This window comes from Aeropyrum camini SY1 = JCM 12091 (genome assembly GCF_000591035.1).
Taxonomy (GTDB): domain Archaea; phylum Thermoproteota; class Thermoprotei_A; order Sulfolobales; family Acidilobaceae; genus Aeropyrum; species Aeropyrum camini.
Genome location: NC_022521.1, coordinates 636,733 through 659,876, shown reverse-complemented (window position 1 = coordinate 659,876; position 23,144 = coordinate 636,733). Strand labels below are relative to the sequence as shown.

The 23,144-nt window shown below is 63.1% G+C and carries 27 protein-coding genes and 1 pseudogene; 20 read left to right on the top strand and 8 right to left on the bottom strand.

Annotated features, from left to right (window positions below):
* The first annotated feature begins 96 nt into the window (after positions 1-96).
* Positions 97-939, top strand: a complete 843-nt coding sequence (locus tag ACAM_RS03635; RefSeq protein ID WP_158318591.1) for an NAD(+)/NADH kinase — start codon at positions 97-99, stop codon at positions 937-939.
* Positions 902-1,321 carry an NOB1 family endonuclease gene (locus ACAM_RS03630; RefSeq protein ID WP_022541452.1) on the top strand — a complete coding sequence of 140 codons (420 nt, stop codon included), beginning with the start codon at positions 902-904 and terminating at the stop codon, positions 1,319-1,321. Before ACAM_RS03635 ends, ACAM_RS03630 begins: the two co-directional genes overlap by 38 nt.
* Here the strand turns inward: ACAM_RS03630 and ACAM_RS03625 are convergent.
* Complete coding sequence (locus tag ACAM_RS03625; protein WP_022541451.1) at positions 1,318-2,484, bottom strand: RsmB/NOP family class I SAM-dependent RNA methyltransferase; 1,167 nt, start codon at positions 2,482-2,484, stop codon at positions 1,318-1,320. The genes ACAM_RS03630 and ACAM_RS03625 overlap by 4 nt on opposite strands.
* A 351-nt stretch (positions 2,485-2,835) precedes the next feature.
* Here ACAM_RS03625 and ACAM_RS03620 point away from each other — a divergent pair, with 351 nt between their 5' ends.
* The 11 genes from ACAM_RS03620 to ftsY all read left to right on the top strand — a co-directional run bounded on the left by ACAM_RS03620 (position 2,836) and on the right by ftsY (position 9,307).
* Complete coding sequence (locus tag ACAM_RS03620) at positions 2,836-4,647, top strand: ATP-dependent DNA ligase (protein ID WP_022541450.1); 1,812 nt, start codon at positions 2,836-2,838, stop codon at positions 4,645-4,647.
* The gene (locus ACAM_RS03615) at positions 4,619-5,077 is read left to right on the top strand and encodes a ribonuclease P protein component 4 (RefSeq protein ID WP_022541449.1); all 459 of its coding nucleotides are present in this window, start codon (positions 4,619-4,621) and stop codon (positions 5,075-5,077) included. Before ACAM_RS03620 ends, ACAM_RS03615 begins: the two co-directional genes overlap by 29 nt.
* Positions 5,013-5,330: a YhbY family RNA-binding protein gene (locus tag ACAM_RS03610; RefSeq protein WP_022541448.1), complete on the top strand. Its 318-nt coding sequence runs from the start codon at positions 5,013-5,015 to the stop codon at positions 5,328-5,330. Before ACAM_RS03615 ends, ACAM_RS03610 begins: the two co-directional genes overlap by 65 nt.
* Before the next feature lie 5 nt (positions 5,331-5,335).
* On the top strand, positions 5,336-5,797 hold the full coding sequence (locus tag ACAM_RS03605; RefSeq protein WP_022541447.1) for a 30S ribosomal protein S19e: 462 nt from the start codon (positions 5,336-5,338) through the stop codon (positions 5,795-5,797).
* Between the two features lie 81 nt (positions 5,798-5,878).
* On the top strand, positions 5,879-6,226 hold the full coding sequence (locus tag ACAM_RS03600) for a DNA-binding protein (RefSeq protein WP_022541446.1): 348 nt from the start codon (positions 5,879-5,881) through the stop codon (positions 6,224-6,226).
* Positions 6,227-6,281: 55 nt separating this feature from the next.
* A complete protein-coding gene (locus ACAM_RS03595) occupies positions 6,282-6,437 on the top strand; it encodes a 50S ribosomal protein L39e (RefSeq protein ID WP_022541445.1) in 156 nt (51 codons plus the stop codon).
* 17 nt (positions 6,438-6,454) lie between these two features.
* A complete protein-coding gene (locus ACAM_RS03590) occupies positions 6,455-6,769 on the top strand; it encodes a 50S ribosomal protein L31e (RefSeq protein ID WP_022541444.1) in 315 nt (104 codons plus the stop codon).
* A 93-nt stretch (positions 6,770-6,862) separates the two neighbouring features.
* The gene (locus ACAM_RS03585; protein ID WP_022541443.1) at positions 6,863-7,564 is read left to right on the top strand and encodes a translation initiation factor IF-6; all 702 of its coding nucleotides are present in this window, start codon (positions 6,863-6,865) and stop codon (positions 7,562-7,564) included.
* A complete protein-coding gene (rpl18a, locus tag ACAM_RS03580) occupies positions 7,561-7,827 on the top strand; it encodes a 50S ribosomal protein L18Ae (protein WP_022541442.1) in 267 nt (88 codons plus the stop codon). The genes ACAM_RS03585 and rpl18a overlap by 4 nt, the downstream gene beginning before the upstream one ends.
* Before the next feature lie 6 nt (positions 7,828-7,833).
* Complete coding sequence (pfdA, locus tag ACAM_RS03575) at positions 7,834-8,298, top strand: prefoldin subunit alpha (RefSeq protein WP_022541441.1); 465 nt, start codon at positions 7,834-7,836, stop codon at positions 8,296-8,298.
* 82 nt (positions 8,299-8,380) lie between these two features.
* Entirely contained in the window at positions 8,381-9,307 is a 927-nt protein-coding gene (gene ftsY / locus ACAM_RS03570) for a signal recognition particle-docking protein FtsY (RefSeq protein ID WP_022541440.1), read from the top strand.
* Between the two features lie 265 nt (positions 9,308-9,572).
* On the opposite strand, the gene ACAM_RS03565 is transcribed toward ftsY, so the two are convergent.
* Complete coding sequence (locus tag ACAM_RS03565; RefSeq protein ID WP_062662795.1) at positions 9,573-10,331, bottom strand: phosphoribosyltransferase family protein; 759 nt, start codon at positions 10,329-10,331, stop codon at positions 9,573-9,575.
* A 185-nt stretch (positions 10,332-10,516) separates the two neighbouring features.
* Between ACAM_RS03565 and ACAM_RS03560 the strand changes: the two genes are divergently transcribed.
* Entirely contained in the window at positions 10,517-10,915 is a 399-nt protein-coding gene (locus tag ACAM_RS03560; RefSeq protein WP_062662797.1) for a hypothetical protein, read from the top strand.
* Between the two features lie 7 nt (positions 10,916-10,922).
* Positions 10,923-12,542, top strand: coding sequence for a DEAD/DEAH box helicase (locus ACAM_RS03555; protein ID WP_022541437.1), 1,620 nt, complete (start codon positions 10,923-10,925; stop codon positions 12,540-12,542).
* A 24-nt stretch (positions 12,543-12,566) separates the two neighbouring features.
* On the opposite strand, the gene sucD is transcribed toward ACAM_RS03555, so the two are convergent.
* Together sucD and sucC are read right to left on the bottom strand one after the other, a co-directional pair.
* Entirely contained in the window at positions 12,567-13,445 is an 879-nt protein-coding gene (sucD, locus tag ACAM_RS03550) for a succinate--CoA ligase subunit alpha (protein WP_022541436.1), read from the bottom strand.
* Positions 13,446-13,466: 21 nt separating this feature from the next.
* Entirely contained in the window at positions 13,467-14,603 is a 1,137-nt protein-coding gene (sucC, locus tag ACAM_RS03545; RefSeq protein ID WP_022541435.1) for an ADP-forming succinate--CoA ligase subunit beta, read from the bottom strand.
* 220 nt (positions 14,604-14,823) lie between these two features.
* Here sucC and ACAM_RS03540 point away from each other — a divergent pair, with 220 nt between their 5' ends.
* From ACAM_RS03540 to ACAM_RS03520, 5 genes and pseudogenes are all read left to right on the top strand, one after another.
* Positions 14,824-15,375 (top strand): hypothetical protein, encoded by a 552-nt coding sequence (locus ACAM_RS03540; RefSeq protein ID WP_022541434.1) that lies wholly within the window; start codon positions 14,824-14,826, stop codon positions 15,373-15,375.
* Positions 15,376-15,417: 42 nt separating this feature from the next.
* Positions 15,418-15,834, top strand: coding sequence for a hypothetical protein (locus ACAM_RS03535; RefSeq protein WP_148706388.1), 417 nt, complete (start codon positions 15,418-15,420; stop codon positions 15,832-15,834).
* A 51-nt stretch (positions 15,835-15,885) separates the two neighbouring features.
* Positions 15,886-16,898, top strand: a pseudogene (trxB, locus tag ACAM_RS08550) (thioredoxin-disulfide reductase).
* Between the two features lie 66 nt (positions 16,899-16,964).
* On the top strand, positions 16,965-18,005 hold the full coding sequence (twy1, locus tag ACAM_RS03525; protein WP_022541430.1) for a 4-demethylwyosine synthase TYW1: 1,041 nt from the start codon (positions 16,965-16,967) through the stop codon (positions 18,003-18,005).
* 186 nt (positions 18,006-18,191) lie between these two features.
* Positions 18,192-18,887 carry a TIGR00296 family protein gene (locus tag ACAM_RS03520; RefSeq protein WP_022541429.1) on the top strand — a complete coding sequence of 232 codons (696 nt, stop codon included), beginning with the start codon at positions 18,192-18,194 and terminating at the stop codon, positions 18,885-18,887.
* A 108-nt stretch (positions 18,888-18,995) separates the two neighbouring features.
* On the opposite strand, the gene ACAM_RS03515 is transcribed toward ACAM_RS03520, so the two are convergent.
* The 4 genes from ACAM_RS03515 to ACAM_RS03500 are packed head-to-tail and all read right to left on the bottom strand — an operon-like array spanning position 18,996 to position 23,056.
* Entirely contained in the window at positions 18,996-19,745 is a 750-nt protein-coding gene (locus ACAM_RS03515; protein WP_022541428.1) for an ABC transporter ATP-binding protein, read from the bottom strand.
* The gene (locus ACAM_RS03510) at positions 19,732-20,694 is read right to left on the bottom strand and encodes a FecCD family ABC transporter permease (RefSeq protein ID WP_022541427.1); all 963 of its coding nucleotides are present in this window, start codon (positions 20,692-20,694) and stop codon (positions 19,732-19,734) included. The genes ACAM_RS03515 and ACAM_RS03510 overlap by 14 nt, the downstream gene beginning before the upstream one ends.
* Positions 20,691-22,163: an ABC transporter substrate-binding protein gene (locus tag ACAM_RS03505; protein WP_022541426.1), complete on the bottom strand. Its 1,473-nt coding sequence runs from the start codon at positions 22,161-22,163 to the stop codon at positions 20,691-20,693. Before ACAM_RS03505 ends, ACAM_RS03510 begins: the two co-directional genes overlap by 4 nt.
* A gap of 38 nt (positions 22,164-22,201) precedes the next feature.
* Positions 22,202-23,056, bottom strand: a complete 855-nt coding sequence (locus tag ACAM_RS03500) for an eIF2B alpha/beta/delta subunit family protein (protein ID WP_022541425.1) — start codon at positions 23,054-23,056, stop codon at positions 22,202-22,204.
* Between the last annotated feature and the right edge of the window lie 88 nt (positions 23,057-23,144).

The following is a 23,144-nucleotide window of genomic DNA, read 5'->3' as shown; positions in this document are numbered from 1 at the left end:
GGCCCCCGCCACCCGTAGAGCGGGCCGGCTTAACTAGATATATGGTGGCGGGCGTAAAGTATCATGACCGAGGCTCTGGCGCTGGGGGATCATCTTTTGGCCGGTGCTGTGGGGCTCGTGGTTAAGAGGAGGAGCGGGATAGCCGAGGACGTGGCGAGGCTGGTTGTGAAGGAGCTTGCGGAGAGGGGTGTGGAGGTCCTCGTGGACGAGACCGTGGACTACCCCTCCCTCTCGCACCTACCCCGGTTCAGCATATCCAGGGACCCCCCGGGGAGGGTGGTTGTGGTGGGGGGTGACGGCACCCTGCTGAGGACCTTCCTCAGGCTGGGGGAGAGGGAGAGCCCCCTCTTCATGACTATAAAGGCGGGGAAGAAGGGGTTCCTCCTCGACGTTGAGAGGTATGAGGCTGTGGAGAGGCTCAGGGACTTCCTGGATGGGAGGTTCAGGGAGGTTGTGTACCCCCGCTACCGCGTCTACCTTGAGGGGGAGGCCAGGGGGTGTATGTTCAACGACACCGCGGTCACCGCCAACAACGCGAAGATGGCGAGGGTGCACGTGTTCGTGGACGGCGACCTGGCTATGAATATAGATGGCGACGGTGTTGTGGTCTCGACGACGGCGGGGAGCACCGCCTACAGCCTAAGCGGGGGCGGGCCCATCATAGACCCCAGGCTCGACGTGATGGTCCTCACACCCCTAAACCCGGTGCAGCTGTTCCTAAGGAGCATAGTCGTCCCCAGCGGCTCCCGGGTCACCGTGGAGGCTAGCGTCTACAGCAACCCGCTGGTGGTCAACATAGACGGGCAGTACGTGTACGAGCTGGAGCCCGGGGGTATTGTGGATATAGAGAGGTGCGGGAGCGGGGTGAGGATAGCAAGGTTCAGGTGGTGGGAGGACTACTATGAGAGGCTCTACACGAGACTGCTCGCCTACTGGTAGCGAGGCCATAGTGCTCGACACAGGGGCCTTCATAGCGGGCAAGGCAGCCGCCCTGCCCGGGAGGCTAGCCACGCCCCCCAGGGTCCTGGAGGAGGTTAGGGACAGGGGGAGCAGGGCGCTGCTGGAGCTCCTACAGTCCACGGGGAGGCTCGAGGTCCTCCCGCCGAGCCCCCGGGCCGTGGAGAGGGCGAGGGAGGAGGCGAGGAGGGCCGGGGTCCTGGGGAGGCTCAGCGGGGCTGACATCGAGGTCCTCGCCCTCGCCCTGGACCTGGCGTGGAGGGGCTGCAGGGTGTCCCTGGCGACGGACGACTACACCCTCCAGAGGCTCGCCGCGAGGCTGGGGCTGGGGGTTGTGAGGCTCAGGTACAGGGGCGCCGTCTAGGGCTTCTCAAGGAGGGCGAGGAAGAAGCCCGGGGTAGCGTCCCTGTGGGGCTCCCACCTGAAGCCCAGTCGCCCCCGGCGCCCCCTGCTCGGCCTCACCCCCCAGCTCCACGTGAGCCTGAAGCCAAGCTCCTCCGCCCTAGCAGCTATAAGCTCGTTCTCAAGGCTGGAGAGGGTGCATGTGGAGTAGGCAAGAACGCCACCCCTCCTCAGGAGCCTCCAGGCCTCCTCCACGAACATCCACTGGTAGCGGTGGGCGGAGGCGCTGTCCCTCAGCGTCTTCACATCGAAAACCTTGGGTATGACGCCTATGTTGGTGCATGGTGGGTCGACGAGGATAGCGTCAACCCTCCCGGCGAGGCCTGGCAGGAGGCTGGAGGCCCTCCTGCTATCGCCCCCCACAACCCTCACCCAACCCGCCCCCAGCCTCTCCAGGGTCTCCCTCAGCCTCGCCACCTTGCTCGGCCTGTCAATAGCTATTATCCTCGCCCCCCGTCCGGCAAGCTGGGCGACGTGGCTCACCTTCCCCCCGGGGGCGGCGTTCATATCCACCACAGTCCACCCGGGCCTGGGGTCCAGGGCCCTGGCAACGTACATGGAGGTTATGCTCTGGCCGTACACCAGCCCCTCCCTGAACCCCGGCAGCTCCGACACCCTCGGCGCCCTGTAGATCGGCTTCGTAACCCTGACCGCCAGCCCCCGCCCCGACCTCCTCATCTCCCGCCAAGACATGACGGCCACACCACCCCCCACAACCCTGCCGTTGGGCGCCACCACAACCACCTCATCACCCCTCTCAACACCCTTGGCGTGGAGGACGCCCGGGGCGTAGAGGTCGCTCCCCATCAGCACGCTCTCGCTCGCCACCTTATCCGCCACAACCCTCTTACCCCTAAACTCCCAGGAGAGAGGCCCCTCCACCGGATGCCAGATAGCCTCGGGTATGTCCTCGTCAACCCTGAACTCCAGCCCGGCACCCCTAAGCATCTCGAGATACCTGTCAACACCCACCTTCAGCGTGTTAACCCTAACATAAATCCTGGGCGGCGGCCTCTCAAGGCTCGAGAGAAGGCTGCACAGCGGCCCGGAGGAGGCTTCCAGGACCTCGGCGAGGCCGGAGTCGTAGGAGATGCTAGTACCGCAGAGAGGCCGGGGAATGGTCATTCCATTGACCCCACGTCATCCAGCCAGGCGGGAAACCCCAGCCGCACACGGCCGTCGGGCTATGTCGGCCCATTCATCCCAGAGGAAACCCTAGCCTCCGGGGGGTGATAACCCTTCAACAGCGAAGCCAAGAAGGGCGGGGGGCTCGTTAAACCCCGACTTCCACTCATAGCACCCGCCCGCCCGGGGGGCGGGGGGTTTGGGCTCGGACTTGCCGGGTTGCACTCACCGCCCCCCCGGGTTGTAACTGCTGGGGTGCCAACCTATTCAAGTCTGGGGCTCCAATATATTCTGTGGGTGGTGGGGTGTCGGTTTTTGGCGTCTAGCCTGGGGGATGCTGGCGGTGGTGACATGCCTTTCAAGCCTGTGGCCGAGGCTTTCGCCTCTATGGAGAGGATAACATCTAGGACGCAGCTTACCCTCCTCCTCACGAGGCTCTTCAAGTCCACGCCCCCGGGGGCGATAGGCATTGTCGTCTACCTGATCCAGGGGAAGCTGGGGCCAGACTGGAAGGGGCTGCCCGAGCTGGGGGTTGGGGAGAAGCTTCTGGTGAAGGCGATAGCCCTGGCTTACAAGGCTACTGAGGAGAGGGTTGAGAAGCTCTACAAGTCTATAGGCGACCTGGGGAGCGTTGCGGAGAGGCTCTCCCGGGAGTACAGGGCTAGGGCGTCGAGGGCTGTGACCCTGGAGGCCTTCATGGCCGGAGGGGGGGAGGCGCTGACTGTTAGGAGGGTGTACAACACACTCTACAGGATAGCGATGGCCCAGGGGGAGGGTAGCAGGGACATCAAGCTGAGGCTCCTCGCCGGCCTCCTGGCGGACGCGGAGCCTGTGGAGGCCAAGTATATCGTGAGGTTCGTGGAGGGCAGGCTGAGGGTCGGCGTCGGCGACGCCACTATACTCGACGCCCTGGCCATGGCCTTCGGAGGGGGCGCCCACGCCAGGCCGGTTATAGAGAGGGCCTACAACCTCAGGGCCGACCTGGGCTACATCGCGGAGGTTGTGGCGAGGGAGGGGGTTGAGGCGCTGAGGGGCGTGAAGCCCCAGGTGGGGGTTCCGATAAGGCCAATGCTCGCCGAGAGGGGGAGGGACCCGGCTGAGATACTGAGGAAGGTCGGCGGGAGGGCGGTGGTGGAGTACAAGTACGACGGGGAGAGGGCGCAGATCCACAAGAAGGACGGGGAGGTATACATCTACTCGAGGAGGCTGGAGAACATTACGAGGATGTTCCCCGACGTGGTTGAGATGGCCAGGAAGGGGCTTAAGGCGCGGGAGGCGATAGTGGAGGGCGAGATAGTGGCTGTAGACCCGGACAACTACGAGCTACAGCCGTTCCAGGTCCTCATGCAGAGGAAGAGGAAGCACGACATACACAGGGTCATGAGGGAAGTGCCGGTGGCCGTCTTCCTCTTCGACGCCCTCTACGTGGACGGCGAGGACCTCACCAGCAAGCCCCTCCCGGAGAGGCGTAGCAGGCTGAGGGAGATAGTGGTGGAGACGCCCCTATGGAGGCTTGCCGAGTCCATCGAGACCAGCGACCCGGAGGAGCTGTGGACCTTCTTCCTGAAGGCGATAGAGGAGGGGGCCGAGGGGGTTATGGTCAAGGCGGTCCACAGGGACTCCGTCTACACCGCGGGCGTCAGGGGATGGCTCTGGGTTAAGCTCAAGAGGGACTACAAGAGCGAGATGATGGACACCGTCGACCTCGTCGTCGTGGGGGCCTTCTACGGCAGGGGGAAGAGGGGCGGCAAGCTGAGCAGCCTGCTGATGGCGGCCTACGACCCCGAGAGGGACGTGTTCCCCACTGTCTGCAAGGTCGCCACGGGCTTCACAGACGAGGAGCTAGACAGGATGAACGAGATGCTGAAGAAGCACATCATCCCCAGGAAGCACCCGAGGGTGGAGTCGCGGATAGAGCCCGACGTGTGGGTGGAGCCAGCCCTAGTCGCCGAGATACTGGGGGCGGAGCTCACCCTCTCCCCCATGCACACCTGCTGCCTCAACGCTGTGAGGCCCGGGGTGGGGATAAGCATAAGGTTCCCCAGGTTCATAAGGTGGAGGGACGATAAGAGGCCCGAGGACGCCACCACAACCCAGGAGCTGCTCGAGATGTATAAGAGGCAGTTGAGGAGGGTTGAAGAGGAGGCGGCGGAGAAGGTGTAGAGACAGCTATGCCAGGCTTGTGAGGGGGGAGGAGGAGAGGCTGGCCCGCTGGGCCCTGGAGCTGGCCCGCCGGGGCCTGGCGGAGGAGGCTAGGAGGGTCGCCAGCCAGCTCTTCCAGCTGGCGGCCTCGACCAGGGTGAGGCCCCCCAGGACGGTTAAGAGGATGTTCTGCAAGAGCTGCAGGACACCCCTGGTACCGGGTTTGACGGCGAGGGTGAGGCTCAGGAGCGAGGGCGGGCTATCCTACACGGTAGTCACCTGCCTACACTGCGGCTGGATACACAGGTACCCATACAGGAAGGGGCCGCGGGGCGGGGAGGCTATATCCCCGCGGACAGGGGTATACAGTGTTGGGGAGGAGTATAGTGGAGAGCGTGAGGGAGAGGGTCCGCAGGGCCCACCACGGCAGGGCGGACGTGATAATAGGTAAGGCGGGGGTCACCAGGGAGGTTCTCAGGGAGATAGAGGCGAGGCTGGAGAAGAAGGAGGTTGTCAAGGTTAAGATGCTTAAGACCGCCCTCAGGAGGGAGGAGGGCGGTAGGAGGGAGGTGGCCAGGAGGGTGGCCAGCAGCCTCGGCGCCAGGCTCATGGGCGTCAGGGGATACACCTTCATACTCTACAAGCCCAGGAGAGGTAAGGTTAAAAGGCCGAGCGGGAGACTCCTTGGGTCCTGGGTGGAGTAGAGGAAATGGTCGACGCGCTAGAGGTGCCCGCAGACCTCCTGATAAGGAGGGTGGCCCAGAAGCTTAGGGAGAAGTATCCCCAGGTCAAGCCCCCCGCCTGGGCCTACTTCGCCAAGACGGGGCCCCACAAGGAGAGGCCGCCGACCGACAGGGACTGGTGGTATGTGAGGGCCGCAAGCATGCTGAGGAAGCTCTACAAGAGCCCCGAGCCCATAGGGATAGAGGCCTTCCGCACAATATACGGGGGGAGGCAGAACAGGGGCTCGGCGCCAGAGCACTTCAGGAAGGCCGGGGGCAGCGTGCCCCGCAAGATACTCCAGCAGCTCGAGGAGGCCGGGCTGGTGGTGAAGGTGCCGGGCAGGGGTAGAACCCTGTCGCCGGCCGGCAGGAGCCTCCTCGACACAACAGCTAGGGAGATAATGGAGGAGCTGGTCAAGACCAGGCCGGAGCTCGAGAGGTACCTCTAAACCCCCCGGCGATATCCTCATATTAATAGGCCCCTAACCCCACCCACAATCCTGGATGTCACCCTGGAGGTGTAGAGAGGGTTGTCCTACGAGTACGACGAGGAGCTTGAGGAGATAAGGAGGAGGAAGATGCTGGAGCTCCAGCGCAGGCTCGAGGAGGAGAGGAGGAGGGAGGAGGAGCAGGCAAGGCTGAGGGCGCAGAAGGACGCCGTGCTGAGGCGTATACTAACCAGCAAGGCTAGGGAGAGGCTGGCGAACCTCAGGCTTGTGAGGCCCGAGATAGCGGAGGCCGCTGAGAACGCGGTGATACAGCTTGTGCAGGCCGGTAGGCTGGCGCCCCCCGTCGACGACGACACCCTGGTGCAGATACTGCTCGAGCTAGACAGGAGCACGAGGAGAGACTTCGAGATAAGGATAAAGAGGAAGTAGCTGGTCAGAATAAAACCGCTCGACTCCAGGGCTAACCCGGAGGGGGTGGCGCTGTATGGCTAGGAACAAGCCCCTAGGCAGGAAGCTCAGGCTCGCCAGAGCCCTCAAATCCAACAGGGCCATACCAGTCTGGGTCGTCATCAGGACGAGCAGGAGGATCAGGTTCAACCTCCTTAGGAGGCACTGGAGGAGGAGCAAGCTGAAGGCCTAGCCCGGGGGTGGTGAGCGGTGCCAACGGAGGGGACCTGGGTCTACGTAGTCAACCTACGCCGGGTATACTGGGGTAGGAGGACCAGAAGGGCAGTGAGGGCTGTTAGGATGGTCAGGGAGTTCGTTAAGAGGCATACGAAGGCCGACGAGGTCATAATCGACAACGAGCTCAACAACTACATCTGGAGCAGGAGCAGGGAGAAGCCCCCCGCAAGGGTGAAGATCATAGTCTCCATAAGGGAGGAGGAGCCCGAGGAGGGCGAGGGGAAGCTGAGGAAGGCTATAGTCAGGCTCGCCGGAAAGAAGCTCAGGCCCGGGAGGTACAAGGCCTAACCCCCCAGGGCCTGCCCTTCCACGGAAACCCCTGTCCATGGCCCCCCGCCCCGAGCGTGGTGGTGTGGCTGCTGGTGTATAGGTGGTTCGAGGATGGATAGCGGTGGCGGTTTCACTGTGGAGAAGCTGAGCCTCTATGGGAACCCCAATATAGGTGTCTATCTCTCCGCCTCCGACTCCTACGTCCTCGCCCCCGACGACATAGGGGTTGAGGATGTTAGGACGATCTCGGAGGTCCTCAGGGTGGCTGAGGAGAGGGTTGTGAGGCTTAGGGTTCTGGGTATGAGGCTGGTGGGGGTTCTGACCACCGGCAACAGCCGGGGGATCCTGCTGCCGGAGGGTGTCGACAGGGAGGTTGAGCTGGTTAAGAAGGCTCTCGGTGAGGTTGAGATAGGGATTGTTCCCACGAGGAGCAACGCCCTCGGGAACGTTATAGTCTGCAACGATAGGGCCTGCCTCGCCTCCCCGGGGCTGGAGAAGGAGGCTTTGAAGACCGTCTCCGACACTCTCGGGGTCGAGGTTGTGGAGGGCTCGGTGGCGGGGGTTTATACCGTGGGCTCCGCGGTGGTGGTAACCAACCGGGGGGGCCTCGCTCACCCCGATGCTAGTGAGGAGGAGCTCAAGTTACTCTCCGACGTTTTTAAGGTCCCCTTCGAGGCAGGGACCATAAACTTCGGGGTCGAGTTCGTGAGGACAGGCCTCGTGGCGAACAGTTATGGGGCCCTGGTTGGAGAGGATACAACGGGCCCCGAGATAGCGCGCATACAGGTGGCCCTTGGAGGTGGGGTGAAGTGAGCGAGGTTAAGGTGTATAGGGTTAAGGGGGAGATGCTCATATCCCACGACAGGTTCCCCGAGTGGAGGAAGTTCGAGGTCTACGTCAGGGCTCTTAAGAGGGAGCACGCTCTAGAGAAGGTCTACTCCGACCTGGGCAGCAGGCACAAGCTGAGGAGGAAGCACATAAGGGTGAGGAGCGTCGAGGAGGTGGACCCGAGCGAGGTGGAGGACCTCAACATAATAAGGCTGGCGTCGCTGGAGCGGTTCGTGAAGACAGGGTGATGGCTGGTGTCGCAGCAAATGCCGAGCCCCGAGGAGATAGCCGCCCAGCTCCAGATGATAAGGGACCAGATAGCCGAGCTGCAGGGGGTGCTGGCCCAGCTGGAGCTGAGGCTCAGGAGCGTCCAGGCGGCTAAGGAGACTGTGGAGAAGGCGGCTGGCCACGATGGAGAAACCCTCTTCCCGGGCGACCCGGAGCTCAACACAATACTGAAGGCGAGGCTCCTAGAGCCCGGCAAGGCGATAGTACACCTAGGGCTAAATGTCTACGCGAAACTCGACACGGCAAAAGCCGCTGAGATACTGGCGAAGAAGGAGGACGCCCTCAAGAAGAGCCTGGAGACGCTGAAGCAGGAGCTGGACAAGCTCGCGAAAACACACGACCAGTACCTACAGCTCCTCCAAGCCCTCACAGCAGGCCAGGCCGCCCAGCAGGCGGGCGGGGAGAAGAAGAGCTCCCAAACCGGGGCCTAACACCCTCTCCACAGGCTAGGCGTATCCACACCTGGGCTCACACCCCGTCCAGCCCGGCTCCTCTGGAGGTGTACCCGAAGGGTTGTTCGGGAGGCTAAGGGAGGCCCTGAACAGGGCCTCCGAGCATATAGCCAGGGGGATAATAGACACCCTGGCCTACAGGGAGATCAAGCCCGAGGACCTCCAGCCCCTGCTTGACGACATCCTCCTAGACCTTGTAGAGTCCGACGTCGCCCTGGAGGCTGCGGAGGCCATAGTCGCGGGGGTTAGGGAGGAGCTCGTGGGGTCGAGGATAAGGCGGGGAGAGCCTGTGGAGAGGGTTGTGAGGGAGGCTCTCAGGAAGGCTCTCCTAGCCCTCCTCGACCCGGGGCCGAGGCCCGACCTAGCGGGGGAGGCCCGGGCCCGCTGCGGCGGAAGGCCCCTCGTGATACTATTCCTAGGGGTGAACGGGACGGGGAAGACGACGACTATAGCAAAGGTCGCCTACATGCTCAGGAAGGCCGGTGTCACGCCTGTGATAGCGGCGGCCGACACCTTCAGGGCGGGCGCTCAGGAGCAACTGGCCGCCCACGCCGAGAAGATCGGCGTGCCCATCGTCCGCGGCCGCTACGGCGCAGACCCTGCCAGCGTGGCGTATGACGCCATAAAACACGCCCAGTCCAGGGGGTTCTGCGCGGTCCTCGTCGACACCGCGGGCAGGATGCACGTCGACAGCAACCTCGTGGAGGAGCTGAGGAAGATAGTGAGGGTTTCAAACCCCGACTACAAGATACTAGTAGTAGACTCCCTCACCGGCAACGACGCGGTCGAACAGGCGAGGCTCTTCAACGAGGCTGTCGGGGTAGACGGCGTCATAGTAACCAAGGTCGACGCAGACCCGAAGGGCGGGACACTAGTCTCAGTAGCCCACGCCATAAGAAAACCCATACTCTACCTGGGAACAGGCCAGGGCTACGAGGACCTAGAGCCCTTCGACCCCCAGAAGACTGTAAACCGCCTCCTAGAATAGAGAGCCCCCGGGGGAGGCCGCCGTACACACAGAACCCCCGCCGGGGCGGGGCTCCCTGGGCGGCTCAGGCTTGGAGAGCGTTATAACTCGGCCACCCCGGTTAATATTATCCTGGGCTCCCCGGGGATCCTGGATACAGCGGGTGTATAGCCCGGCGGGCAGGATGATGTCTTTGCCGAGTGCAGCATCCCCCAGGGGCTCTGGAGCCCTTGGGGGGATGGCGAGTGGTGACCTCACTGACGCCGCCTCAACCCCCCAGGGACTTCTATAGCCCTATCTCGAGTATGGCCTCGGCTCTTGGGTGGGCCCTCCTCCAGTCTCCCCCCACCCCCACCATCAGGTAGACTCCCTTCACCTCGATGCCGTGGCTCTCGAGGGCTTCGACGAACCCTGAGATGGTGGCCCCTTTCACGCCGAAGTCGTCCACTATTATAGCCGTGCTAACCCCCTCTAGATAGTCCAGGTTTAGGTAGTAGTAGTCCACCGTCGCTGGGTCCCTGTAGACAGGTATCTCTGCAAACCTCTCCCACCCCATCCTAATCCTCCTCGCTATTGCCAGAGGCTTTCTCGAGACCATTGCAACGGCGGTGGCGAACGTCACCCCCCCTACCTCTGGGGCTACTATCGCGTCGAAGAGGCCTCTGGACCTCATGCAAACATACTCCCCCACAAGGTGGAGGACGTCGGGGTCCCCTGCGGCGGAGGTTATGTCGTAGACTGTGGCCTCCCTGCCAGCCCTCGAGGCTGTTATCCTCTTCATGAGTATACTGGAGAGGACCTGTTTGGAGAGCACCCCCTCTATAATCCTCAGGGCGCTCTCCACGCTGGGGAGGAGCCTCAGGTTCGAGTACCTCGAGACGGCTGAGAGGGGGAGCCCGAGGACCTCTGAGAGCTCCCTAAGCGTCATAAACCTCCTGGCAGACCTCAGTATGAGAGCGGCCCTATACCTGGCCTCTCCATGAGGAGCCTCCCCCGGGGGGCAGGAGGCCGAGCCCCTAGACGGCGTAATTATGCTACACCCCATGAGACAATCACGAGAACCCCCGGGGATATAAGGGGTGGAGGGCCCAACCCTTAACAACCCCGGAAGCCCAAGAAAATTCTAGAGGAGGCGAGTTGAACCGGGGGCCCGGCGATGAGGCGAGTGTTAAGCGGCGACCCGCCGCCGGCGGGGCTGAGCTAGAACCCACGCATCAAGCCGGGCCCTGCGTGGAGGACGGCCTCCCCCTGGTGGAGGCTGGGGAGGAGGAGCTCCACGCCGCGGTAGCTGCCTTGGAGAGGACGGGCCTGGACGAGGCCCTCCTACGCCTCTCAAGCACAGGCGGCCTCCACATCTACTACCACGTCTCCTGGAGCATGGAGCAGGAGTGCTACACCGCGGCCGCCCTAGTCGTCAGGGGCTGCGGCGACGAGTGGGGGCCTAGGCTCCTCAAGGCTGCTGACTGGCCTGAGGTGGCGAAGGTGGCTCTCGATAGGGGGTGCGTTGAGATAGTAATACCGCTAGACCCGCCATATAGGGTTAAGAAGGCGCTCGAGAAGCTCGGCCTCACACCGGCTGGGTGGAGGATAGAGGGGCTGGAGCCCGCGCCGCCATCGCCACAGGGGTGAAGGAGGGGTGGAGAGGGGGCTGGAGCCCTGGAGCCTCACATTCAGGGTGAAGGGGTGGCTGGGCGACGAGGCTTTCAAAGAGGTCTCGCGCTTCGCCCGCTACCTGGGTAGGGACAGGGGCTACGGCCTGTTTAGAATAGACCCCGTGAGGCTGAGGGAAAACGGCCTGAGCCTGTGGGACGCTATAGCCTCCCTCGAGGACCTGGGGGTGGTTGTGGAGGAGGATCTCGAGGCCCTCAGGAGGGCGGCCGAGGAGGCCCTGAGGGTTGTGATGGAGCTGCGGGGCGGCTGGATATATATACGGAGCAGGGTCATGCTGAAGCCCATACTCGAGGAGGAGGGCCTCAGCCTCCCCTACGACAGGGGGGAGAGAGCGTACAGGGCGCCCCCCCTACTGTACCCCCGCCTCAGAGAGGCTTTCGAGGGCAGGGGGCTCAAGGTGGAGGACAGGGTGTTTCCCCCATCCTCACACAGGCTCCCCCGCCCCATACGCTTCACAGGGAAGCTCAGGGACTACCAGGAGGAGGCTCTCCAGGCCTGGAGGAAGGCCAGGGGGAGGGGGGTTATAGTGCTGCCCACCGGGGCTGGCAAGACTGTGGTGGCCATAGCCGCCGTCGCGGAGGCGGGGGTGTGGAGCCTCATAGTAGTGTATACGAGGGACCATGTCCGCCAGTGGATAGAGGCTTTCAGGAGGTTCACCGACGCCCACGGCCTGGTGGGGGCGTACTATGGCGAGGAGAAGAGGCTAGCACCTATAACGGTAACAACGTACCAGACGGCCTACCGCCACATAGACAGGCTAGCCCCCCTCTTCCCCCTCCTAGTGTTCGACGAGGCCCACCACATCCCAGCCGAGAAGTTCAAGAGGATAGCCTCGGCCAGCCCAGCGCCCTACAGGATGGGCCTCTCCGCCACGATAGAGAGGGAGGACGGGAGGCACGAGGAGGTATACAGCCTCGTGGGCGGGGTGGTGTATAGCAGCAGCCCCGGCGAGCTGACCAGGAAGGGATACCTAGCCCCCTTCATCATAAGGCGGGTGAAGGTTGAGCTGGAGGGGGAGGAGAAGAGGGTCTACGAGGACCTCAAGAGGAAGTACAGGCTCCTAGCCCGGGGGAGGAGCTTCGAGAAGATACTGGAGGACGCCAGGAGGGGGGACCCCACCGCGGTTGAGGCGATAAGGGTGAACACGAGGATGAAGGAGATTGTGCAGCTTAGCGAGTCGAAGATAAGGGCTGTGGAGAAGCTGGTGAGGGAAGAGCTGTCACGGGGGTCCAAGATAATAGTGTTCACTCAGTACCGGAGGCAGGCCGAGGAGATTGCTAGGCGCACTGGAGCCCTCCTCCTCCACGGGGGTCTGGAGAGGAGGCTGAGGGAGGCGACACTGGCCAAGTTCAGGGCTATGGAGTCTGGGGTGCTTGTTGTGACGACGGTGGGGGATGAGGGGCTCGACATACCCGACGCCAACGTAGGTATTCTAGTGTCGGGTACGGGGAGCAGGAGGCAGTTCATACAGAGGCTCGGCCGCCTCCTCAGGCCCGGGGAGGGGAAGAGGGCTGTGCTCTACGAGGTTATAGCAAAGGGTACGGGGGAGGAGCTGCAGAGTAGGAGGAGAAGGGGGAGGGGGTAGGCGGGTGAGGACCTCGGCATCCCGCTACCTCCTCAGGGCCCTCCTCACCAGGTCTGGCACCTCGAAGGGCGTCTCCGCCACCTCCACGCCGGCCTCCCTAAGCGCCTTCACCTTCCCCTCGTAGGTTCCCGCGCCCATCATTATTATCGCCCCAGCGTGGCCCATCCTCTTCTCCGGCGGCGCCGTCCTGCCGGCTATGTAGGCGACGACGGGCTTTGTGAACTCACCCTTCTTGATCATCTCTGCAGCCCTCTCCTCCATGTCCCCGCCTATCTCGCCTATAAGCACGAGCGCCTCGGTCTGGGGGTCCTGCTGGAAGAGCCTGAGCGCCTCGGTGAAGCTCAGGCCCACTATAGGGTCTCCCCCTATCCCCACCACCGTGGACTGGCCTATACCCTGCCTGGTGAGCATGTAGCTTATCTCGTACGTCAGGGTGCCGCTCCTGCTGACAACGGCCACGCCACCCTCCCTGAAAATGTGGCCCGGCATTATCCCGACCTTGGCCTGGCCGGGCGTTATGACGCCGGGGCAGTTGGGCCCTATGACCGTGGCCCCCTTCTGTCTGGCGTAGTTGACGAACCTCATAGTGTCGTGGACGGGTATGCCCTCCGTTATCACGACGACCAGCTTTATACCCGCGTCCACAGCCTCGTAGACCGCGTCGGGGGCGAAGGGGGCTGGGACGAATATTATGCTGGTGTTTATCTCGGGGTGCTCCGCCACAGCCTCCTTAACGCTGTCGTAAACCGGGACGCCGTGGACCTCGCTGCCGCCCTTCCCGGGCGTCACCCCCGCCACCACCTTGGTGCCGTAGTCTAGCATGGCCTTCGCGTGGAACGAGCCCTCCCTACCAGTTATACCCTGGACCAGGACCCTCGTGCCGCTGTCCACCAGAACCGCCATCACACACCACCCCACACGGCCCTAGAGAGATACAACTTTCTTTACAGCCTCCACCGGGTCGGTATAGGCGTAGATGCTGGCGTCCTCAAGTATCCTCCTCCCCTCCTCCTCCCTGGTGCCGCTTAGCCTCACAACCAGCGGCTTGCTGGAGCCGGACTCCCTAACGGCAGCCACTATACCGCGGGCAACCTCGTCGCCCCTGGTTATGCCGCCGAACACGTTTATGAATATCTTGGACGCCTTGGGGAACTCGAGGAGGAAGGAGACGGCCTTCTTAACCAGCTCGGCCCTGGCGCCGCCGCCTATGTCGAGGAAGTTCGCGGGCCTACCGCCGAAGTGGTAGACGAGGTCCATAGTGGCCATCGTGAGGCCGGCCCCGTTGCCTATGATCCCTATGTCGCCGTCGAGCTCGACGAAGGGGAGGCCCTGGCTCCTCGCCTTGACCTCCCACTCGGTGTACTCTCCCCTCTGCTCCACCCTCCTCCTCTCCACCAGCTCCTTATGCCTGAAGAGGCTGTTGTCATCCACTATTATCCTGGCGTCGAGGGGGACCACCTTGTCCCCCACTATGGCCAGGGGGTTGCTCTCCACCAGCTCTGCCTCCAGGGCTGTGAACACCCTGTAGAGGACCTGGAGGAAGGAGGCGTAGGAGTTTAGGAGCCTGCCTGAGAGGCCTATCTCCTTGCCCACCATCCTAGCCTCATAACCCCTCAGCCCTAGGAAGGGGTCTACATAGTATCTAACGATGCTTTCTGGCTTCTCCCTAGCTATCTCCTCAATATCCATACCCCCATACCTGCTGGCCAGGACCACCGGCCTCCTCTCGCTCCTATCTATAATTATAGACGTGTAGAGCTCCGCCTCATGGGGCACAGCCCTCTCCACGAGGAGAGCCCCCGGGAGGATCCCCTTTATAGGTTTTCGCCAGAGCTCCTCAGCAACCCTAACAGCCTCCTCAACACTCTCAACCAGCTTAATACCCCCAGCCTTCCCCCTACCAGCTACAAGAACCTGGCTCTTCACCACGAGCGGCGGCTCCAAGCCAGCCTCCCTAACCTTAGCCGCAACATCATCCCCCGGCATAACCAGGACAGACAGGGGAGTCTCAACCCCATACATCCTCAATATCTCCTTAGCCTCAAACTCGTACAGCTTCAACGCGTCCACACCCACCGGCAAGGAGTTCCAAGCGGAGGCTGTTGAGGCGTGAGGCTAATTAGCGTTAGACCCAACATGGACACACAAGGCGGAGAGCCCACCGCTCCCCGGGGGCTATGGGCGCCCATGTAAGGGGCGAGCACCCAGCTGGAGCCTGGGTGCGGGTGAGCGGAAACCAGGCTGGCGAGCCGCCGGGGGGTGTTGCGGGGGTGTGTGGTGGTTGCCGAGGTTTGACAGGGGATCCTATGTTGTAGACGTGTCTTGGATGCTGGCCAGCCCTGGGGAGGCCGCCGCCCTTGTTGAGTGGGCTCTATCCTCTGGAGACGCCTGGGTTGTCACCAGCCCCACCGTGGTTTCCCTCTCCCTAGGCCCGGCCTCGACCCTCCTCGTCGCCCTGGGTGTTGGTAGCATCATATCCCCCGTGGAGCCTCCGGCTGGCCTGTACCACACCCTCTCCAGGCCCGAGTGGGTGGAGGCTTGTAGGCCGGGGGAGCCTAGGATGGAGTTCCTCGGGGGGGCGGCTGGGGATGTTGAGGGTGTTGCAGTGGCCTACGCCTACCGCGACCCCCTGGCGCTGCTCGTGAACGGTGTCGAGGGTGTGCACCGGATTGTGGACCCCGGGGGGGTGGAGGGGGGTTTGGAGGTGTATGTTGGGGTTGAGGGGAGGCCCCTCCTGCTTGGAGGTCCTGGGGGTTATGTGGCGGCGGCCGTAGGTGGGCCCGTGTTCGAGAGGCTCAGGCTCCTGGGCCCCCTCCTCTCGGGGTGCAGCTGAATATCAGCCTCGGAGGCCCAAACACTATTATAGACTGGGGCGATGACTGGGCTACCCTACACCGACGCCCCGCCCGCCTCAGGCTCAGGGGAGTGGGGATCACCGACCATGAGAGGAGGAGAGCCCCCCAGGCTGGCTAGGATGCCAGGGAAGAGGGAGGTGGCGGCCCTCTACATCCTATACAGCCTCGGGCCCACGCTGAACTATGGAGAGGCCGTGGAAGCCCTAAGGGAGAGGCTGTGCGTCACAAAGAGGACGGCCCGGGGGATCGTGAAGAGGCTTAGGAGGATAGGGGCGGCCGCCATCGAGGTTAGGGGTGGAGAGGCGGTGGTTACTGTCGAGAGCCCTGAGGAGCTGCTCAGACGGGTGGCGGAGGCCTACGTGGAGGGGAGGCGGAGGAGGTGTAGGCTGCCGCCTTCAAGCCCGGGGGAGGCGGGGGAGGCTCGGGGTGCTGGATAGTCAAGGATTTGGGCCGCCATGGATAATAGTGTGGTGATTAGGTGCATCACAATGCCGCTAAGGCTCTCAGCCGTGAGGGCGCCCAGAGTGCCCAAGGGGGAGGAGTACGACACGGTCATAGTAGGTGCGGGGCCAGCCGGGCTCTCGGCGGCTATATACACGACGAGGTTCCTCATGTCGACCCTCATAGTCTCCATGGACGTGGGGGGCCAGCTGAACCTAACGAACTGGATAGACGACTACCCGGGTATGGGGGGTCTGGAGGCCTCTAAACTGGTGGAGAGTTTCAGGAGCCACGCGGAGATGTTCGGCGCGAAGATTGTAACGGGTGTGCAGGTGAAGTCGGTGCAGAGGCTCGACGACCAGTGGTTCCTGGTGAGGGGGTCTAGGGGGCTTGAGGTTAAGGCCCACACAGTCATACTAGCGGTCGGCAGCAGGAGGAGGAAGCTCGGCGTCCCCGGGGAGGAGGAGCTCGCCGGGAGGGGGGTGAGCTACTGCAGCGTCTGCGACGCCCCCCTCTTCAAGGGTAAGAATGCTGTGGTTGTGGTGGGGGCGGGGACTCCGCCCTGGAAGGCGCCCTCCTCCTCAGCGGCTACGTCAAGAAGGTCTACCTAGTCCACAGGAGGCAGGGGTTCAGGGCGAAGCCCTTCTACGTGGAGGAGACTAGGAAGAAGCCTAACATAGAGTTCATACTCGACAGCATAGTCACCGAGATAAGAGGCCGGGACCGGGTGGAGTCTGTGGTCGTGAAGAATAAGGTGACTGGCGAGGAGAAGGAGCTCAAGGTGGACGGTATCTTCATAGAGATAGGTTCCGAGCCCCCTAGGGAGCTGTTCGAGGCCATAGGGCTGGAGACCGATAGCATGGGCAACGTGGTGGTGGACGAGTGGATGAGGACAAGCATGCCAGGGATATTCGCGGCGGGAGACTGCACCAGCATGTGGCCGGGCTTCAGGCAGGTAGTCACGGCCGCGGCCATGGGCGCGGTGGCCGCCTACAGCGCCTACACCTACCTGCAGGAGAAGGGGCTATACAAGCCGAAGCCTTTAACTGGGTTAAAGTAATACCATGTTTCTTGAGGGTGTTGAGGGATTCCCAGGAGGAACATACTTAAAAACATACCCCAGGGGATGCCGGAGAAGTGGCTGCCCCTAGCCGAGGTTATGGTCAAGCAGAAGTACCACTTCGCCGGCAGGCACACCGTGGTTAAGAAGTGCTACTGGACCCACAAGGCCCTCACCGAGGACAGACACTGCTACAAGTGCAAGTTCTACGGGATAGAGAGCCACAGGGATATACAGATGAGCCCCGCAGCCTTCTGGTGCTGGAACGCCTGCCTCCACTGCTGGAGGATAAGGCCCCAGGACCTGGGCGTCGACCTCGACGAGACCAAGCTGACCATAGTCGACGACCCCAAGTGGCTGGTGGACGAGCTCATCAGGATACACCGGAGGCTGATAAGCGGCTACAAGGGCCACCCGAAGGTGGACCCGAAGAAGTTCTGGGAGGCCTGGAACCCCGTCCACGTGACCCTAAGCCTCACCGGCGAGCCCACCCTCTACCCGATGTTAAGCGACCTGCTGAAGGAGGTGCACAGGAGGGGTATGACTAGCTTCCTCGTAACCAGGGGCGTCAGGCCAGACATACTGGCGAACCTCGAGGAGGAGCCGAGCCAGCTCTACGTGAGCCTTGAGGCGTGGGATAAGAAGAGCTACAACTACTTCACCAGGCCCCTCGTGCCCAGGGCCTGGGAGCTCACGCTGGAGACCCTGGAGATGATGCCCAGCTTCACCAGCCCCACAGTGATCAGGATAACCCTGGTATCCGGGTTCAACGACACCGACGAGGCCCTCAAGGGCTTCGCAAAGCTCATAAACCTCGCCCAGCCAACCTACGTAGAGATAAAGAGCTACATGTGGGTGGGCGCCAGCAGGATGAGGCTCAGCAAGGCCAACATGGCTGAGCACGAGTACGTCAGGAAGGTTAGCGAGAGGCTCTCCGAGCTCACAGGCTACCCAATACTCGGCGAGAGCAGGGCCAGCAGAGTGGTGCTGCTGAGCAGGCTAGAAAAACCCATAAGACTGGGCAAGGGATGCCCAGAAGGCCTCAACACGCCGGAGCCGGAGGAGGGAGAGTACGACGCCCCCTACGACCCAGACATAATGCCATAAAACCCGGAGGGGGCAACGAACCTAAAACAGGAGCCTGTGACGACCAACCTCGTCACCGAAAGCCCAGCCCCCAGGGGGCTGGGCGAGGAGGAGTGCGCCGGAATCCGAGGCACCTCCACCTCTAAACCCCCTCCTCCAGTCTTTAGCCCCCACCATCCTAGAGTAGATACTAGGGGGGTCGGAGGGTTGGTTGGGGGAGTTAGGATAGAGCGGGCTGAAGGTGCTCCAGTCGAGCCGGAGGAGCTTGACGACGCTGACGGGGAGGCCCTGGTGAGGATTGCCAGGAGGGCGGTGGAGGAGTGGGTGGAGCATGGTAGGAGGCTGAGAGTGGAAGCTAGGGGGAAGCTTGGGAGGCCGGGGGCCGCCTTCGTAACCCTGGAGAAGAGGGGCGGGGAGGGGTGGGAGCTTAGGGGGTGTATAGGGGTTGTAAGGCCTGTAATCCCCCTAGCCGAGGCGGTGGTTACAGCCGCTGTCGACGCAGCCTCCAGCGACCCCCGGTTCGAGCCTCTGAGGCGGGAAGAGCTCGGTATGGTGAGAATCGAGGTCACGGTGCTCGGCAGCATGGAGCCCCTCCCCAGGAAGCCCCATCTGAGGCCCGCCCATGTCAAGGTAGGGGTTCACGGCCTCTACGTCGAGAAACTCCCCTACGCGGGCCTGCTGCTCCCCCAAGTGGCTGTCGACGAGGGCTGGGACCCCATAATGTTCCTCACATGGGCCTGCATAAAGGCAGGGCTCCCAGGGACGTGCTGGCTGAGGGAGGACGTCGAGATCTACAGGTTCAAAGCGGCCATATGGAGGGAGGCCGAGCCCAGAGGCCCCATAGCAAGGAGAGACCTGGCCCGGGAGGCGGCCGTGAAAGGAGTAGGCACTAGGGTCAGTTGAGACAGGTGTCCCCACCTCCCGGGGAGCCCCCCGGGGGGCGTCGGAACCCGTGGAGTCCTCATCCCCAGTTCTCTATAGCCCCCCGCGGGGGTAAAGTGTGGCCGTGTTCTAGGGCCTGTAGTAGCGTGGAATTGTGAGGCCGTCCAGCCTGTCCGCCGGGATTCCGTAGACCTCCTCTATAGTCTCTGGGGTCACCACAGCCCCGGGCGGCCCCTGGGCGTGGAGTAGCCCCTCCCTCAGCATTACCACCGTGTCGGCGGCCATAGCCGCTAGGGGGTCGTGGGTGGTGTAGACCACTGTTGCCCTGCCCCTGAGGGAGCGGAGCACCAGTGTCACTCTCCTCATGTTGGATACGTCGAGGAAGGAGTGGGGCTCGTCTAGGAGGGCCAGGGCGGGCCTCCTAGCCAGAACCCCCGCCAGGATTACCAGCCTCCTCTGGCCGCTGCTAAGCTCCCCCCACCTCCTCCAAGCCAGCTCCTCGACGCCCATCTCCCTGAGGGCGGACAGGACCTCCTCCCAGTCCCTCCTACTCCAGGCTACGCCCTCCGAAACCCCGTACCTGTAGAGGAGGGCCACCTCCACGGCCCTCAGCCTGGGGTCCACCTCCGGGGTTGCGGGGGCGTAGCCGAGCATCCGCCTCACCCTACCCGGGGGGCGGCCGCAGACCTCCACCCTCCCCCTGCTCGGCTTGAGTATGCCAGCGAGGAGCCTGAGGAGTGTTGTCTTGCCGCTGCCGTTCGGGCCTAGGAGGGCCACCAGCGAGCCGGGGTCGATGCTGAAGCTCAAATCCCTCAGAACGGGGGGTGCAGCGGCGTAGCCAGCCTCAACACCCTCCAGCCTGACGCTACAGGGCCTCAACACCCCTCCACCTCTCCACAGCGGCGTAGACTAGGATGGGCACTCCTATGAGGCTGGCTATAGGTGTTAGAGGCAGCTCGGCGGGGCTCGCGAGCGTGCGGGCCAGGATGTCTGAGGCGAGAGCCAGCCCCGCGCCCAGTGGGGCCGAGGCGAGGAGGACTTGCTGGAAGCGCGAGGCTCCCAGAAGCCTAGCTATCCACGGGGCAGTCAACCCTATGAACCCCACGGGGCCGGCCAGGGCTACGGAGGCGGCCACGGCTACGATACTGGCTGTGGCGACCCAGGCTCTAAGCCTTTCAACCGCTATGCCCAGGCCCCGGGCGGCCTCCTCACCCAGGCTCAACGCCTCCAGGGCCTTCGAGGATGCAGCGAGGTATATTGCGGCGAGGCCTAGCCCCCCCGCTGCTGTAGCCAGAATCCCCCTGTCCACGTAGGCTACGGAGCCGAATATCCAGTAGAGAGCCCCCGTCAGCCTGTCGGGGAAGCTGAGGACGAGGAGAGTGGTCAGGCTCCCGAAGAGGTAGGAGTAGGCGACCCCCACTATTATCAAGCCAGAGCCCGTCATGCCTGCAAGCCTGGCTGTGACTAGTACTAGGAGGAAGGCCGCCAGGCCGCCGGCGAGGGCCGCGGAGCCTATGCCCAGGGGCCCCGCCAGCCCCAGGAGAAGGCTTAGGGCTACGGCGAGGGAGGCGCCCGTGGAGATGCCGAGGAGGTAGGGGTCTACCAGGGGGTTCCGCAGGGCCTGCTGGAGGGAGGCACCGCTTACGGCGAGGGAGGCGCCCACCACTATTGAGGCCGAGGTCCTCAGCAGCCTGTACAGCTCCACCCCGCCCAGCCCGTCTATATAGTCCAGGGGGCTCTTCACCCCCGCGGGGCCTAGGGCGAGGCTCGCGAGGGTTAGCATTGAAAACACGGTTATGGAGGAGGCTAGCAGAATTGAGGTCCTCAACCTAGAGCCCCACCTAGGAACTCCAACACCTCCCCAGGCAACCTACCCTCAAGCAGTGCTAGTATATCGAGGGTCCCGGGGGACACCTCGCTCGGCAGGCTATCGGGCTGCATGTCGAAGGCCTCTGGATGGATTACCGCGGCCATCACGAACATGGATAGAACCGTCCTGGGGCTGGGCCTGGCGAAGCTGTCGTTGTACTCATCCAGCAGTATGTAGATCCTACCAGAGGCGACGGCGTCTATCTCCCAGGCCGCATCGCCCAGCTGGCTCTCAAGCGCCTCCATAAACCCTTCAACGGTGACTCCACCCTCTCCGTGGTCGCCCATCAGTATTATCACGTCGGGGTCCTTCTCGAGGAGTGACTCGTAGGACACCTGCGGCCAGCCCTGTGTGTCGCCGTATACGTTAACCCCGCCAGCCGCCTCAATAATCTCGTGCTCCCACGTCCCGCCGCCCACCACGAACAACGGGTTTGGCCATACAATAACCGCTGTCTCCACAGGCTCGAGGCCCTCCAGCAGAATCCCGGCTGCGGCCACGGCCATGTCGAACTCCACCGCAGCCTTATACGCGCTAACAACCTCGCCAGTAGCCTTGCCAGCCATTATTAGGGACTCCCTTATATCCTCGAGGCTGCTGTAAGGGAGCAGTATGACCGGTATCCCGTAGGCCGCGAGGACCTTCCTCGCCTGGATGTGGCTCGGCACCGAGGAAACGCCCACCACGAGGTCGGGCTCGAGGCTAAGTATAGCCTCTATACTCGGGTTCCAGTATCCCCCTATCACCGCCACATCCCCCGCCTCCTTCGCCTCGTTCAGCTCGGGCGGGAAGTCGCTGTACTGGTCGACCCCCACCACCCTGTCTAGGGCTCCTATGTAGTAGAGGGCCTCTGTTGCGCTGGGCGCCATGCTGACTATCCTCTCAGGCCTCTCCAGTATGACGACAGGGGTCCCCGTACCGTCCACCACTGTGACGGGGAAGTAGAGGGATGAGTAGACCTCGTCAACCCTCTCCTCCAGCGATGCAAGCCTGGCCTGGAGGTCCTGGAGGGCCATGGCCAGCTGGTCCAGCCTCTCCCCCCTCTCGGCACCGCTCTCCTCTAGAGCCTGGATCCTGGCCTGGAGGTCCTCGAGCTGCTGGGAGAGGGATGCAAGCTCCCTGGCCACAGCATCCAGGTCGCTCTGGGTGGCCGTAGAGCCCAGCCTCTCCTCAATACTGGATACCCTGTCCTGTATAGACTCGAGGGAGGAGGCTATCGACTCTATATCCCCCCTGCTCGACTCGAAGGCGCCCTGCACGTTCTCCAGGCTCTCGCTTATCTCCTCGTACCTGGTGTTAAGACCCTCCACCTGGCTCCTCAGGCTGGCGAGCTCCTGGTATATGGCGTAGAAGCCCGCCCCGAGTACTATGAGGGCGACCACAGCTATGCCAGCGGCTATGTGGGCTAGGGAGTAGCCGCCCTGCAAACTGGACACCGTATCCAAACTCTGTCGTCCCAAGCCCTTTATACATCACCCCCCAGGACCTCCTCCAGGAAAAGCCTCCTATACAGCCTCAGAGGCTCCACCCCAGCCCTCCCTCCACCCAGCTCCGTCGCAATATGGCTAACAAGCCGGAGAGGCACAGGCTCGAAAACCGGATACTCGACGTCGCCCCACCCCTCCACCCTGTAGCCCCGGGTCTCAACCCCCTCCCAGCCGCAGGCCCTCGGGACTATCTTGTAGGACTCAAAAACAGCGACAACCTCCACACCAAGGGCGCCAGCGGAAGTCGCCAGGGGGAGGGTGCCTAGCTTGTTCCTCAAACACCCGTCCAGCCCCGCGGCGTCCGCCCCAAAAACCACCGCGCCCGACCTGGAGACGGCCAGGCCCACGGCCGAGTCCGGCAAGACAACAGTGTTCACCCCCGACTGCCTCAGGTGCCTGGCCATCGCCACACCCTCTCCGCCGGGCCTCGACTCCAGCACGTACACTAGCGGGGGCCTCGCGGCTAGAATTGTAAGCTGCACAGCCCTGCTGAAGCTCACTGTCGAAACCGCCCCAGCCCCACTGAGGAGCTCGGCGGCACGCTCCGCCGCCTCCCTCCCAGCCTCCTCAACATAGTCCATGAGCCTCCTCAGCGCCTCGGCCAGCTCCCCGGGACGGCTGCATAGCCTCTCAACAACCTCTGCGAGGACCTCCAGGCTCCCCATGCCGGGTAGCGTGGTCCTGAGGACCTGGGAGGTCCTGGGGCATTCAAGGGTGCGGCCCGACTCCAGCTCCTCTAGAAGGCCTCGGGCGAGGGTTGAGAGGGCCCAGCTGGCGCCCCGGACCCTCTCCCTGGAAACCTCCCTAACGGCCTCCTCGAACCCTGCTGGCAAGGCTACGCCACCAACGTATATACAGTGGGCAAAAAGCGTTTAGCCTCCCGGGATATATATGGAGTATCCCATATGGCGGGAGGAGCCT